Annotated in this window: 11 protein-coding genes; 10 read left to right on the top strand and 1 reads right to left on the bottom strand. The window is 43.0% G+C overall.

Going from position 1 to position 15,756, the window contains the following annotated elements; genetic code table 11:
- The first annotated feature begins 15 nt into the window (after window positions 1-15).
- From CSV74_RS13305 to CSV74_RS13265, 9 genes are all read left to right on the top strand, one after another.
- Window positions 16-1,734 carry a hypothetical protein gene (locus tag CSV74_RS13305; RefSeq protein ID WP_099692041.1) on the top strand — a complete coding sequence of 573 codons (1,719 nt, stop codon included), beginning with the start codon at window positions 16-18 and terminating at the stop codon, window positions 1,732-1,734.
- Window positions 1,731-2,753, top strand: a complete 1,023-nt coding sequence (locus CSV74_RS13300; RefSeq protein WP_099692040.1) for a membrane dipeptidase — start codon at window positions 1,731-1,733, stop codon at window positions 2,751-2,753. Before CSV74_RS13305 ends, CSV74_RS13300 begins: the two co-directional genes overlap by 4 nt.
- On the top strand, window positions 2,735-3,535 hold the full coding sequence (locus tag CSV74_RS13295) for a DUF3726 domain-containing protein (RefSeq protein WP_099692039.1): 801 nt from the start codon (window positions 2,735-2,737) through the stop codon (window positions 3,533-3,535). Before CSV74_RS13300 ends, CSV74_RS13295 begins: the two co-directional genes overlap by 19 nt.
- Before the next feature lie 30 nt (window positions 3,536-3,565).
- Window positions 3,566-5,038 (top strand): aldehyde dehydrogenase family protein, encoded by a 1,473-nt coding sequence (locus CSV74_RS13290; protein ID WP_233190941.1) that lies wholly within the window; start codon window positions 3,566-3,568, stop codon window positions 5,036-5,038.
- Window positions 5,039-5,116: 78 nt separating this feature from the next.
- Entirely contained in the window at window positions 5,117-5,851 is a 735-nt protein-coding gene (locus tag CSV74_RS13285) for an IclR family transcriptional regulator (protein ID WP_233190939.1), read from the top strand.
- A gap of 16 nt (window positions 5,852-5,867) precedes the next feature.
- Window positions 5,868-6,311, top strand: a complete 444-nt coding sequence (locus CSV74_RS13280; protein ID WP_099692061.1) for a RidA family protein — start codon at window positions 5,868-5,870, stop codon at window positions 6,309-6,311.
- A 75-nt stretch (window positions 6,312-6,386) separates the two neighbouring features.
- Window positions 6,387-8,000: a BCCT family transporter gene (locus CSV74_RS13275; RefSeq protein WP_099692037.1), complete on the top strand. Its 1,614-nt coding sequence runs from the start codon at window positions 6,387-6,389 to the stop codon at window positions 7,998-8,000.
- 131 nt (window positions 8,001-8,131) lie between these two features.
- Window positions 8,132-10,234: a methyl-accepting chemotaxis protein gene (locus CSV74_RS13270; protein WP_099692036.1), complete on the top strand. Its 2,103-nt coding sequence runs from the start codon at window positions 8,132-8,134 to the stop codon at window positions 10,232-10,234.
- Window positions 10,235-10,465: 231 nt separating this feature from the next.
- Window positions 10,466-12,283, top strand: coding sequence for a cation:proton antiporter (locus CSV74_RS13265; protein WP_099692035.1), 1,818 nt, complete (start codon window positions 10,466-10,468; stop codon window positions 12,281-12,283).
- Window positions 12,284-13,632: 1,349 nt separating this feature from the next.
- On the opposite strand, the gene CSV74_RS13255 is transcribed toward CSV74_RS13265, so the two are convergent.
- Window positions 13,633-14,547 (bottom strand): LysR family transcriptional regulator, encoded by a 915-nt coding sequence (locus CSV74_RS13255; RefSeq protein WP_099692033.1) that lies wholly within the window; start codon window positions 14,545-14,547, stop codon window positions 13,633-13,635.
- 126 nt (window positions 14,548-14,673) lie between these two features.
- Between CSV74_RS13255 and CSV74_RS13250 the strand changes: the two genes are divergently transcribed.
- A complete protein-coding gene (locus CSV74_RS13250) occupies window positions 14,674-15,696 on the top strand; it encodes a YeiH family protein (RefSeq protein ID WP_369823727.1) in 1,023 nt (340 codons plus the stop codon).
- Window positions 15,697-15,756 lie beyond the last annotated feature (60 nt).

The following is a 15,756-nucleotide window of genomic DNA, read 5'->3' as shown; positions in this document are numbered from 1 at the left end:
AATGGAGGGTTTTACATGTTTAAATTAGCTATTGAAAATACAGATGCGCTAAGACCGGCATCTGAAGTAATGGACATCCAACGACTAGGCGTAATGCGCTCAACAAGTCTCAGCTTTTTACGCATTTTAATTCGTAAAATGATGCGTGAAGCTTGGGAAATTGAGCAAACGACCTTTGATATAAATGACGAAGGATACGGTGAAGCGCTTTATAGTATTACTACCCCACAAGGTACGTATACATTTGTCGCATTATCCCGTGAGATCAGTGAAGAAACTCGAAGTGATCGGGTCATTTCTGAAAGATGGGATGTAACATTTGCGCTTTGCGATGGAGCAATTTCCGATAAAAAACTAAAACGAATGAAACAAGAACTTCCGAAACAGGAAGTGGGCCGAGGAGATGTCACGGATCTCGTATGGTCGAGAGCGAATAAAAGCCAACGTGTCTTTTCTCATGTCGTGGAAGCGCTATCTCAAGGTAAGCAGCCAGATGCAGAAATGATTTACGATATTGGTTATCTATTCCGCACAACTGCAGTCTATGGAAATGGTAAATTTGGAATTGCGCCTTATGAACATATGAAAGATAATCATACGTTCAGCGGTGCCTATCAATCTCAAATGTTTGCTGTCTATATGTTACGTCACTTCAGCTTTGATCTGGTTGAACATATCGCGCGCAAGAATAATCCTAAAGCGGCTACATTAAAGCCGGAACTAAAGAAATTACTTGGAACAGGTAATGCAACGGGACTTGGAATGGTACCTTACTTGATATCTCATCCAAAACTTCTTCATCAATGGATGTGGATTCGTGAAGTAGCATTGGCACGTGCAAAGAAAATGAAACCAACGGCAGATGATTGTCAGCGCTTCATTGCAAAACTACAACAAATACGTACATTCTTTGAAGACGCTCCAATCCCGGACATGGAAGTATTTACAAATCCGAGAGACTTGGCAAAAGAAGTCGGAGAGATTTCCAAGTTAGTAGAAGATGTGTGTAACACTATAGGGCGTTCCAATAGTGAAGTAGGAGGACTGTGGTTGGAGTTTGCTGATAAAGTACAAGCGAATTTCACAATGGAAGCACAGGAATTGATTAACTCAGAACTAATCGATCTCTATCCTGAAGTAATCGTCGACTTAGAGCATCAGACGAATGCAGACGACGGCCTCCATTTGATACCTGAAATGTCAATTGGTTCATTACGCGAAATTATTAAGAAACAATACCAGTGGGCATTCCAATACGACTTCACAAAACGCGAGTCGAGACATTATTTCTGGTACCGTTCAGCTGAAAAAGAAGAACCGCGTATTGGAGAACGTGGAATCGACCCGGGCGATGAGTTGTATATGCCAATGAATATTGCAGAACAAGTACAGCAACTAGCTACGGAAATAGAAGTCTGTGATAATGATCTGAAAGTAGCGGCATTTTTATTGAAAAAGCCGGAGCTCAGAGGGATCGTCAGAAGAATACAATCGTTGGACGGTCTGGAGTATGGTGAGATACAAGCGAACTTGACAGGAAAAGATCTACTTCCGGTATATCTATTACGTTGTAAACTAGCGATACTTGGCGCTGAACGTTATGATCCGAAATCCAATCGGTGGGTACGAATTACGCTATTCCAAGGAGCACCGCTAGTTGAAGAAATCGGAACTACTTCATTCGAGGATGATTGGTTCTATCCATTAATAGCAAAAACGGAGGAGATCAAATGACTATAGACATGAAAGATATGATTGTAATAGATGCTTTGGAATTAAGTAAATGGGACCGCGATTTTGTCATCATGCTACAAAAAGGTGGCGTTACGGCTGTTCATGCTTGCGTTGGACTGTGGGAAAATGCTCGCGAAACATTAACTAAAGTAGCGGAATGGCATCGCTTCTTTAATGAGAACAGTGATTTGGTTATGCCTGTAAAAACAGGAGAAGATATCGAAACAGCGAAGCGTATCGGTAAACTAGGAATCATTTTAGGCGCACAAAACACTTCTGCTTTAGAAGATGAATTAGGTCTCGTTTCTGTATTCAATGAGATGGGCGTTAAAATTATGCAATTGACATACAACAATCAAAACTTGATCGGTAGTAGCTGTTATGAAGAAACGGATCCTGGTCTTTCTCGATTCGGTAAGAATGTGATTAAAGAAATGAACCGAGTAGGAATGGTTATTGATTTATCACATGTCGGAACGAAAACATCACTGGATACATTGGCACTTTCAAGCCGTCCTGTCGCGATTACCCATGCTAATCCGGATTGGATTTATCCATCTAAACGTAATAAGTCAGAAGAAATACTTTCTGCTTTACGTGACAACAAGGGAGTACTTGGTGTTTGTGCATATCCTCACTTGATTAATGGAGCGGATACAACACTAGAAGAGTTCTGTAATATGATTGCTCGTACGGCTGATTTCATGGGAATTGACCATGTAGGGATTGGAACGGACTTAACACATAATATGTCTACGGACTTCCTTGCATGGATGCGGATGGGTCGCTGGACTCATGAAATCGATTATGGTGCAGGTTCGAAAGCGAGTCCAGGATGGCCGGATTGGCCGGAATGGTTCCAGACGCCTGATGATTTTCCAAATATCGCAAATGGATTAGAAGCTCGCGGTATGACATATGAGGAAATATCTAAAATTATGGGCGGTAACTGGCACCGGTTCTTTACGGAAGGGTTCAAGACTGAGAAGGAGTTGGAGAAATGCGTGTCTCTCACTTAGAATTATATACTCATTGTAAGAAAATCTTCCAAGCTCTTGGAGTTCCTTATGGCTATGCGGAAGAAGGAGCAGAAACGGTAGCAAATGCTGAGTTTCTTGGATTGTATGGATTACAACAACTTTACGATGAACTGCAGGATTTGCAAGGTGAGTTCGAAGAGTTGGAAGTATTGAATGAATCGGATCGCGTAACTGTAATAGATGGCGGGAAGCAAAGTGGAATGCTGCTTGGAAAAGCATGTGCCGATTATTTAATCGCGCGCTTGGAAGCTCAACCGTCAGTAGCTGTCTGCGTCCGGGATGCACGACCGTCCCGGGTGCTTGCTCAACAAGCGATGTATATATCAAAAAAAGGATTGGCTAGTATTATTTTGTACAAGAAGCCTAGTCACTCATCATTAATCATTTCATCACCGAATTTCGCATACCCGATCATGGTCCACAAACGTAATAATGAGGATATCATGGAAGGAATCAATAAAGAACTAGGCTTAACAGGTGATCAGAAATTGAAATTACCAACTGTTACAACAAGATTTTGTATATTTGGTACAACCAATATTGAAGCAATTGATGAAGTGATTGAACGCTTTGAAAACACAATAGATACATCGTATATTTTAACGACCACAGATGATTTCGAACAACGATGGGAATCTTCGTGGCAATTTGGAACAGAAGTCAGCAGAGAACTGTGGCTTGATTTAAACGAAACAGGCAAGCGTATGCTGGTAGAATCTACTGATCAATCGCGTGAACGCGGTGCAGGAGAAATGGCATAAAACTATATTATTTACTGGAGGAGACTATACATGATGACAGTTACAAGTGAAGTTAAAGTATTAAAGAACTATATTAACGGTGAGTGGGTAGAAACTTCGGGTACAGATATGTTGGAAATTAGAAACCCAGCGAACACAGATGAATTGGTTGTGAAGGTTCAGCAATCCAATGCTGACGATGCACAGGCGGCTATTGAAGCAGCAGAAAAAGCATTCCCTGAATGGAGTAAGACACCATCTCCTGCGAGAGGCGAGTATTTATTCAAAATTGCTGCGATCATGGAAGCTGAAGCTGATGAAATCGCGCGCATCATTGTACAAGAAGAAGGAAAAACGTACGCGGATGCATTCAAAGAAGTAAATTATGCAGCGGGTATCGTTAAATTCTACGCAGGTGAAGGTCGTCGCATGACAGGCCGTATCGTTGAGTCAGATATGCCAGGTGTACAAATCGAATTACACAAAGAAGCACTCGGTGTCGTGTTAGTCGTCACGCCTTGGAACTTCCCGCTGTCTATCCCAGCTTGGAAAATTGCTCCGGCTATTCTTAGCGGAAACACAGTCGTATTGAAAGCTTCATCTGAAACGCCATTGACAGCACAGAAGTTCGTCGAAATTGTTGAAAGAGCTGGCGTCCCTGCTGGTGTCGTCAACCAATTAGTAGGACCAGGTCGCTTGGTAACAGATATGATCAATCACCCAGCTGTAAAAGCAATCACATTCACTGGCTCGAATCGTGTAGGAAACTTAATCTATAAAGAAGCAGCAAAAGATATGAAGCGTGTATTACTTGAAATGGGTGGTAAGAATCCATTACTCGTAATGGAAGACGCAGACGTGGACGCAGCTGTTCAACTTGCTGTAGCGGGTGGATACGGTCAAACAGGTCAAGCGTGTACAGCAACTAGTCGCGTACTTGTCCACAAAGATATCCGTCAAGAGTTCACGGATAAATTAGTAGAAGCTTCGAAGAAAATTAAAATTGGTAATGGTATGGACGAAGGTGTAACAATGGGACCTCAAGTTAGTGATGGCGAGCGTCAATCTACACTGGATCTTATTGGAAAAGCTAAAGCTGAAGGCGGAGAAATCCTAACAGGTGGCGGTATTCCTGAATTCGAAGGGTCAGATAAAGGATACTTCGTGGAGCCGACAGTAATCGGTGGCGTGAAGACAGAAATGACGATTGCACAGGAAGAAGTATTCGGTCCAGTAATCAGCATCATTGAAATCGAGTCAATCGATGAAGCGATTGAAGTAGCGAACGATGTAGCATTCGGTCTGTCCGCAGCCATCTGTACACGTAATCTAACATACATGAACCGCGCATTGAATGAAATTCAAGCAGGGATTGTTAAAGTGAATATGACGACAACAGGTACGTTCTTCCAAGCACCATTTGGCGGCTATAAGCAATCAAGTACTGGAACATATAAGGAACTCGGCAGCGAAGCGGTTGACTTCTATTGCCAAAATAAAACTCGTTACATCAACAGCAACTAAGTTAGAATGGATGAAGAAGAGGAATAGAGCAGTCTCTCCTCTTCTTTTCTATTCATCACGCAAAAGGAGTTTATGAAAATGACTAAGACACAGGAAGTTTCATCCACAGTGGTGAAGGCCATATCCGTCATCAACTATTTGAATGAAGTGTCAGGTCCTCAAGGAGTCAGTGATATTAGTAAAGGTCTCGGTTTATCGACAACGATCGTACACCGTTTACTGACTACATTGAAACTGGAAGGTATGGTTTTTCAAGATCCGCGTTCAAAACTATATACGTTAGGGACCATCTTTTTAGATTATGCCAATAAAATCTTGACTGAAATGCCGATAGCACCGGTTGTAGAACCATGGCTCATGTCGTTGCGCAACAATACAGGAGAAACAGTCGGATTCTATATGCCTACAGGACAGATGCGCATTTGTGTGTTGGAGTATGAAAGTCAGCAAGAAATCAGACGTTCAGTCGGAATCGGTAAGCGTCTGCCATTACATTTAGGTGCAAGCGGAAGAGCGATTCTTGCCTTCCAATCACCTGAACAGCAGGAAAGAGTATTAGGTACATTGTCTGTAGAAGAACGACATGAATTGGAACATATTTTACAAGAAGTACAAAATCAAGGGTATGCTACCAATGAAGAGGAAATTAGCTCAAATGTTGCGGCTTTGTCAGTACCTGTGTTTGATAAGCAACAAAGCGTCATTGGTGCATTATCTGTTTCCGGACCATTATTCAGGTGGAATCGTCAAACGATGGAACCGTATATAGCTTCCGTAATCGCGGCAAGTAAGGAAATAACAGATGCATTATAAAAAGGATGGGATTCGAATGAGACCAGAAGATAAATTACAAGAATTAGGATTAGAACTACCCGAAAAACGCGCAAAAGGTGGAAATTACATATCTTGTGTGCGCACAGGAAATCTTTTATTTCTATCCGGTTCACTGTCATACGATGTACTAGGTAAAGTTGGCGATACGCTTACAATAGAAGAGGGTTACGCTGCGTCTAGACAGGCCATACTATTTGCACTTTCCACTATTAAAGAAGAAGTGGGCGAGTTGTCAAACGTCACGAAGTTTGTGAAGCTTCTCGGCATGATCAACACGGCTTTTGATTTCACTGAACAAGCAAAAGTTATGAACGGTGCTTCGGATTTATTGGTTGAAGTATTCGGTGAAGAAGTAGGTACGCACGCACGTACAGCAGTTGGGATGATGTTGCCACGCGGTGCAGCAGTTGAAATTGATGTCATTGTAGAAGTGAAGTAAGGAAGTGGAGATGAATTCTCCACAGCTTTCTAAGTAAGCGGTTACAAGTATGTGCAGCCTAGAGGAGGTAGAACTTTGAATAAGTATAAATCAAAAACGGACCGTCCCGTTTTATTTATTAGCGGTGGATTGCTTGTAGCATTTGTCGTCGCATCATTTATTAACTTGGATTTCGTTGCAAACATGGTAGATTGGGCATTTGCATTTGCGGTGAAATACTTTGGCGCGTTCTGGCAACTATTATTAATGGGTACGTTTTTCATTGCACTATTCCTAGCATTCTCAAAGTATGGAAAGATTCGCTTAGGTGGAATGAATAAGCCGGAAATTGGTTATTTCAAATGGCTAGCCATGATTATGACGACATTGCTTGCGGGAGGCGGAGTTTTTTGGGCGGCTGCAGAACCGATGTATCACTTTTTGGATCGTCCTCCATTGTTTACAGGAGTCGAATCGGCAACGGAAAGTGCTATTATTCCAGCATTTGCTCAGTCCTATTTGCATTGGGGATTTCTTGCCTGGTCAATTCTTGGTACGTTAGGGACAATTGTGCTAATGTATGCGCATTATTCCAAAGGAATGCCGTTAAAACCGCGTACATTGCTTTACCCGATACTCGGTGAAAAGATTATGCGTAAAAGCGCTCTCGGTACTACTATTGATGCGTTTTCCATCATTGCAGTAGCTGCCGGCACAATTGGACCGATTGGCTTTCTCGGTCTTCAGGCAGCTTATGGAATGGAAGCATTATATGGCGTGCCGAATACGTTAATGACTCAAATACTCATTATTATTGGAGTGGTGGCGATCGCTACTGTTTCGGCGGTAACAGGTTTACGTAAAGGGATTCAGTTCTTGAGTAATCTGAATGTGATCATCACGTTAATTTTGATGGTCGCAATCCTCATTCTTGGCCCTGGTGCATTTATCATCAATACATTCATTTCATCGTCGGGTGTGCATCTTCAAGAATTCTTCGGCATGGCGACATTCCGCGGTGATTCTAGTTGGCTTGGGTCATGGACGATCTTTTTCTGGGGTTGGTTCCTTGGTTATGGACCGATGATGGCAATCTTTATCGCCACGATTACACGCGGACGTACGATTCGCGAGCTCGTATTAGCTGTATCCATTACGGCACCCATTGTAACGGCATTCTGGTTCACTACTGTCGGTGGGGCAGGTATATTTTACGAAATGGCGCAGCCAGGTGTAATATCCGAAGCATTAAATACATCGGGTATGCCTGCAGCGATGATTGCCATTACCGAGCAACTACCGTTGAATGTGATCATTGGACCATTGTTTCTTCTCGTTACAATCCTGTTCGTAGTCACGACAGGTGACTCCATGGCGTATACGATTTCTGTCGCGATTACAGGTGACGGCCATCCACCAAAAGTCATGCGCGTATTTTGGGCGGTAATCATGGGAGCAGTGGCAAGCGTTCTATTGATGATTAGTGAAGGCGGAGTAGAAGCCATCCAATCCTTTATCGTAGTAACGGCCATACCGGTCTCACTTTTACTTTTACCTACATTCTGGGCTGCTCCAAAAGCAGCTAAACTCTTATACGCTGAACAATTCGGAGAAGAAGCGCCAGCGGAGAATGTAGAAGTCAACTTAGCAGATATAAAGGCTGAGAATGAAACAGTACAGAATAAAATAAATCAAATAAAAACTTCATAATGATCCATTTGTAACCTTGTCGATCCGGCAAGGTTTTTTTATTGTGTGACATTTAGCTAAAAGGTATACTTTTAACAAGGACTAAAGGTATACTACTAGTGTACTTATATTTTACTAGGAGGGCCTATAAAGTGAAGAAGTCTGCAAGTATTGCGATGAAACTCTCAGGACTCATTATCGCATTATTCTTATTATTGTTTTTGGTTTACTCAATCGTAACGAGCGTCATGTTACATAGGCAAAGCATTAAAGATGCGGAGGAATATGCGTTAGAAAGTGCAAATAAAAACTCGCTTGTTCTGAGTGCGAAACTAAGTGAAACAAATGAAATGTTGCGCACAACAAGTCACATATTGGAAACATTACAAACGACGGGCGATATGAAACCGGAAGAAGTCATTCGCATCATCAAAAGCAATTTGCAAAAAAATGATGACGCGACAGGTATGGCTGCGGTAATCGATCAGACTGCATTTGCTAAAGGAGAAGCCATACCAAAGAATTTGCTTGATGGAAATCAGCAATTCATACCCTATGTCTTTAAAGAGGACAATACGACTAAAGTAGAGCCGTTAAGTGGAATGGATGATCCTACAGCGAACAGCTGGTACACCATTCCGAAAAATGAAGCACGTGCCGTTTTGACCGAACCTTATTCGTATGAAACGAATGGTCAAACGATTCTTATGACTACTATTTCTGTGCCGATGGTCGATGCATCAGGAAATTACTTTGGTTTATTGACAACCGATTTATCTATAGATTTCTTGACTGATGTAGTGAAGACCATTCAACCAAAAGGCGGTTATGCTTCTGTCATTACAGACGCTGGTTATATCACAGCGAATAGTTTGAAGGCTGAATTGAACAATAGCAATATGGCAGATGCGATTGATTGGAATAGTGCAAAAGTGAAACTGGATATAGGTGAATTGGCGAGTATGTATGTAGATTCTCAAAGTCTGCATGAACAAGCATTTAATGCGTTCGCTCCTATTAACTTAAAAGGAATCAATGAGAAGTGGTCAGTGCAAACTGTTACACCAAGATCTGAGATTCTAGATACGTTTACCACTATATTGTGGATAACCATTATATCTGCAATTGTTATCGTGTTACTGATGTCAAGTGCATCAACGCTCTTTATTTATCGTCAATTGAGACCGTTGAAAACATTACAACAATCTATGGAAACCGCTGCAACTGGCGATTTGACTATGATGGTAGATGAACAGAAAATTCGCCACGATGAGATAGGCCTAGTGGCGCTTGCTTATAACGATATGTTGCGTCGAACAAATGCGGCTCTACAAACGGTGCAGCAGTCCTCGGGGCAACTAAGTGATTCATCGACACAAGTCACATATGCCTTTGAAGAGCTAGTAGCTGCCAATCAGGAGGTATCTCTAGCAACGGATGAGATTGCTCAAGGGGCTTCGAAACAATCCGAAGATACTGAAATAACCAGCCTACGAATTTCTGATTTAGCAGACCGTATGGATCATATCCACACGATGTTCATGACGATGAACGAGTTATCTACAGACGCATCCAATTCTGCGGAAAATGGAATGTCAGAAGTGAAAAAACTACGTGATCATAATACGACAGCCAATGAAGTCAATAAAAAAGTACAACTACAAATACAAACACTGACCGATAAAATTTCATCTATCAATCAGGTTATTCAAACATTGCATGATATTACAGCGAGTACGAATCTTCTGGCTCTCAACGCGAGCATTGAAGCGGCACGAGCTGGTGAGAGTGGTAAAGGATTTGCGGTAGTTGCGAATGAAGTACGTCAGCTAGCGGAACAGTCCCGAAGAGAAACGGAAGTAATTCAAGAAACCGTGAAGGAAATCTTATCAGAATCACAACAGACAGTTGATGTCATAGAATTGAATATGAAGTCAATGGATGGTCAAAACCAGTCCGTTTCCGATACGGAGGAATCATTCGTACAAAATGCAGGTATCGTCGATCAAATACGCGAATCGATTACGGAGCTATCTGAAAAGCTTGCAGAAATGATGGAATATAAGGATGAAGCCATTTTAGCAATCCAAAATGTATCTGCCATTTCCGAGCAAACGGCTGCATCTTCTGAACAAGTGAGTGCGTCAGCTGCAGCTCAGCAAGGAGAATTGGAGCAAGTAGCAGATTCCACCAATCAAATGAATCAGATCGCAGGGGAATTGCGGAGTGTAGTGGAACGATTCAAGTTATCATAATGTAGAGAAGTGGCTTAGTCCACTTCTTTTTTTGTCTTACTATAGATTTCATTCACGTCGATCGAAGTAAGAAAATGGTTAACAATTGTCGAAAAAGGTTATACTAACTTTTACTAGATATAGTTAATTAGCAGAAGGTTTACAAGGTAGATTGCCTTTCTAGTATGCATAGTACTTCTCTTTTGCTACACTAGGCAAATCAATAAGTTTAGTATGAAGGCGGGTGTGTAGATGGAAGAAGCAGCACTGATTAGCATCGTAGCCATATTAGCGCTCGGTATCTTCTCGCAGTGGCTAGCCTGGAAAATCCAATGGCCTTCAATATTCATCATGTCCATTGCCGGCTTGTTGATTGGTCCGATTTTTGGCTGGGTGAATCCGGAAGTGGCATTGGACGAGCTGTATAGTCCACTAATATCACTGGCGGTAGCTATTATATTATTTGAAGGAAGTTCTAACTTAGACTTTCGGGAAATAAAAGGCATTTCGAAGTCTGTTTTCCGAGTCGTTACATTGGGTGCGTTTTTAGCATGGGTTTTAGGATCGATTACGGCACACTTCATTGCCGGATTAACGTGGGAAGTGTCGTTTATCATTGGAGGTCTCTTCGTGGTGACAGGGCCGACGGTAATTATTCCGTTGCTACGTAATGCAAAATTAAAGGCACGAACCGCCGCCGTCTTGAAGTGGGAAGGAATTATCGTAGATCCCGCCGGTCCGTTACTTGCTTTGTTTGCATATGAAGTGATTAAAGTATTAACAAATGAACACTTATCGATGAATTATTTATTGAACTTCTTTGGCGGTGCAGCACTTGCTGCGCTTCTTGGATTAGCGATGGGACTGTTGATCAGTGTGATGGCGAATAAAGGTCAGTTTCCTGAGTACTTGAAATCACCCGTCATTTTGGCATTTGTACTATTGTGCTTTACGATGGCGGAAATCATCATGCATGAAACGGGAATGCTTGCAGTGACTGTTATGGGGCTAGTACTGGGGCGCACGAAGCGCTATGTTTCGTCCATCGGAAACGTTGGGCATTTTGTTGAAAATGTCTCCGTCATGTTGACATCGACGGTCTTTATTTTATTGACAGCATCACTTGGGAGAGAAACCCTCTCACAAATCTTCACTCTGCCGATTATTGGATTTGTATTGGTTATGCTATTCGTTGTACGTCCACTATCCATATGGATTTCGACGGTGGGCACTGAATTGGTCTGGAGAGAGAAGTTACTACTCGGCTGGATTGCACCAAGAGGGATTGTTGCATTAACCGTCGCGGGTTATTTTGCTGCGACGCTTGCAGAAGACGGTTACGAAGAGGCTTCATTGCTGACCGCACTGACCTTCGCTCTCGTCTTTATTACGGTAACTGCTCATGGATTTACACTCGGACCGTTAGCGAAAAAGCTGAACTTAGCGAGTAATGAACCACCGGGCGTGTTAATCGTTGGAGCGAGCAGTTTTTCGATTGCGTTAGCTATTCAATTAAAAGTAATGAAAATACCGGTACTGATTGTCGATCCTTCACAAGGACGTTTGCGCCCAGCGATTGAAGCAGGTATTGATACGTTTACGGGGCAAATGTTATCGGAACGGTCGCGATTTTCCATAGATTTGGCGCCGTATGATACGATTTTATCGATGACTGGAGATGCGTCTTATAACGCATTGATTACACAATCCTTTGCGCCTGAGTTCGGTTTTAACAACACGTTCTCATTGACGGCTGTATCCAACCATACGATGAGTAAGTCCGCGTTGCCGATTTCATTAAAAGCGCATTTATTGTTCGGAGAAGAAGCTACGTTCCCTGAGTTAAACCGCAAGATCAATACGGATTATGAAATTGGTTTGTATGAGTGGGAAGGGACAGAGACGGATTTGGCGTTCAAGGAGGTTATTCCGGAGACAGCGACTGCGTTGTTTGTGAAGAAGAAGAATGACTCGTTGGTATTCGCTACGCTTCAGAAGAAGATTTCGTTGGATGCGGGTGATCGGTTGGTTGTGTTGAAGTTGAGATCTGGTGTTCCTGCTAATGTATAAGTGGATTAGGCTGTCAAAGTGCATTACTGGCTTTGACAGCCTTTTTTAGCGTAGTGGGGTTGAAGTTAGAGTGTGTTTAGCAAACTGGGAGGTTTCGTATTACCCGACTAACAATTGCTTTTGGAGGAGAGACTATGCGGCTGCGGGTCTTTGTTACTTTTTGTTGGGGCGTTGCTCGATTGGTTGTTGGGTATTGGAGTTAGTGAGTGTTCGTTTTCTGGACTCGCGCAGGCACGTGGGGGATTGCCTCCAGCCAGGAGCCAGCTGGCAAAGTACCGCCAGTTGTCTCCTGGCCACGGCCTACCCCGCAGTTGTGCCTGCGCTACTGGGGGGTAGTTATTTTGGTTGTGGTTTTAAGTGGTAAAGCAAAACTAGAGATAGCGTACAGTACCCGACTAACAAACGCGTTTGGCGGAAGAGACTATGCGGCTGCGGGTCTTTGTTACTTTTTGTTGGGGGCGTTGCTCGACTGGTTGTTGGGTATTGGAGTTAGGGAGTGTCTGCTTTTTGGACCCGCGAAGGCACGTGGGGGATTGCCTCCAGCCAGGAGCCAGCTGGCGATAGTGCTGCCAGTTGTCTCATGGCCACGGCCTACCCCGCAGTTGTGCCTGCGCTACTAAGTGGTAGTTATTTTGGTTGTGGTTCTAATAGGAAGAAGATCTGCGACTTGGTGATACTGATTTTCAGCTTTTGAAAAAGAAGTATACGAACTGCCTTACACATGATGTAACGAAGGCGCCTGCTGTGGTAGGCGTAGCGATGAGACAGAGACAGGCGTACTTCCTGTCTGTGGCTCATCGCGAAAGCCATCCACCAGCGCCGAAGTGGGGGCAATGAGCTTGCCACTTAGATTGCCAGCTAAACCACAACCTCCTGAATGAACAGGAAAAAGAAAAAGCACGTGCAAGAACCACAACCTATTGCCGCTTCTTACGCACTCTTAACAGAACCGTAATCTATTGTCACTTACGCACTAATTCCTTTAAAAACAATTACCCGAACTGCCTTACACCCAATCTAACGAAGGCGCCTGCTGTGGTAGGCGTAGCGATGAGACAGAGACAGGCGAACTTCCTGTCTGTGGCTCCTCGCGAAAGCCATCCACCAGCGCCGAAGTGGGGGTAATGAACTTGCCACTTAGATTGCCGGCTAAAGCACAACCTCCTGAATGAACAGGAAACAGAAAACGCACGTGCAAGAACCACAACCCATTGCCGCTTCTTACGCACTCTTAACAGAACCGTAATCTGTAGTCACTTACGCACTCATACCATCTAAAACAACTTTCGGAACTGACCTACAGTCACTCTGTTGAAAGCCATCTGAAGGTCAGCATCCAGAAAAGAACTTCAGGATGTGGTTTCAACGTTCAAAACTGTCAATTCCTCGCTATTCTTCAATAACTCAATAAACACTTGCAACGCCTTTGTTTGAAACGGCGAATTCGTCACGATGGAGAAATGACGCTTGAATGGTGTTCCTTTCACCGACAGGGTAGTTAAATTACCATAGCGCAATTCCTTTTGGATCGCCCACTGTGACAGCAGACTGACGCCGAGGCCAGCTTCGACGGATTCTTTTATCGGCTGCGTACTACTGAATTGCATAATGCGCTTTGGATAGAACCCTGACTGGGAGAAGAATAAATCTGCTGCTTCGCGTGTACCTGAGCCTTCTTCGCGTAATAGCCAAATATCATCTTCTAATTCAGTAATCGATTGACGATCTTTATTCTGTGAAAGCGGATGATCGATGGAAGTCACGATGTACATTTCGTCTTCTGCAAAATCTTCATTTTGAAGCGGGGCGGCTTCCTTGAAGTGTCCTTCGATCAAACCGACGTCGAGCTGGTGAGTAATGACTAACTCCGCAATGTCTGCTGTATTGCCGATTGTTACTTGTGGTTCAATCGATGGATAGTCTGCGACAAGTTTAGATAGAACATGGGGTAAGACGTATTCACCGAATGTATAGCTAGCCCCAATGGTTAGAGGGCCACTCGCTTTATTGGCTAAGTCATCAACTAAGTTTTGCATTTTGGAGTATAGTCCGGCAATTTCTTTTGCGTGATGATAGACAATTTCCCCAGCTTGATTAAGTCGTACGTATTTATTGGTACGCTCAAGCAATCGTACCCCGATGGATTCTTCGAATGAACGAATGTATTGACTGACAGCGGGTTGTGTCATATGAAGTTCTTCCGCTGCCCTAGAGAAGTTCTTTTGTTCGGCTACCTCGATGAATACTTGCAGTTGCTGATCGATAGGAAAAAACTCCTTTCCATGTATATAAATTTACTTATCATACCTATTATAAATAGTTATTTCTCTTATAGCCAGCTATTTTATATACTACTAGCAGGAGGTGTTGTTATCGTGATTTCTTCAAATATAACTTCAGAACAGCAAGCATCACAGCGTTCATCCAAATGGTTACCTTGGATCGGTGGAGTACTATTTACATTTTTTATTGCATTATTAGGGTATTTATTAGCGAAAGTACCTGGATTCGATCATATCGGACAATTAGCATGTGCCATCATTATCGCAGTGGCATATCGTCAATTCTTCGGCTATCCTGAAGTGATCCGAAGTGGAATTGCTTTTTCATCCAAGCGTTTACTGCGCACAGCAATCATTTTATACGGTTTGAAATTAAATATAAACACGGTTTTAAGTGATGGTCTCGGCTTGCTTGTACGAGATGTAGGGGTCATCCTTTTCGCGATTTTCATGACAATTTGGCTTGCAAAAGTATTTAAGGCAGATAAAAATATATCTATGCTTTTAGGGGTCGGAACAGGCGTCTGTGGTGCGGCGGCAATTGCGGCAGTAGCACCCATCATCAAAGCAAAGGATGAAGATACTGCAATAGGTGTAGGAATCATCGCATTAATGGGTACGGTGTTTGCAATCGGTTACACGATTTTGCGTCCTATTCTTCCGCTCGATTCAATCGAGTATGGAATGTGGGCAGGCATCAGTTTACATGAAGTCGCGCACGTAGCATTGGCGGGTGCACCGGCAGGGGAAGATGGTCTAGCGATTGCTTTACTTGCCAAACTCGGTCGTGTATTCCTATTAGTACCGCTCTGCTTTATTTTAATATTTATCATGAAACGTAAACATAAAGACACAGACGAATCAGGGGCTAAAATTGAGTTTCCGTGGTTCCTGTTAGGATTTATCATCCTAAGTATTCTTGGAAGCTTCGTATTCGGTCACTCTATTCCTGTTTCAGATAATGTAATGGAAGGCATCTTCACATTGACTACTTGGTTACTAACAGCAGCCATGGTAGGACTTGGACTCAACGTTAGCCTACGAGACTTGAAAGAACGTGCTATGCGTCCGCTAGCGGCTATGACAGTCACATCCATACTATTATCGGTCATCGCGTACTTTATTATTTGATAGCATTTAGCAGAGCTGGCTTCAGAGAAATATCTCTAAAGCTAGCTTTTTCATTTGACT

This window comes from Sporosarcina sp. P19 (genome assembly GCF_002743165.1).
Classification (GTDB): domain Bacteria; phylum Bacillota; class Bacilli; order Bacillales_A; family Planococcaceae; genus Sporosarcina; species Sporosarcina ureae.
This window is presented reverse-complemented; position numbering and strand designations above follow the sequence as displayed.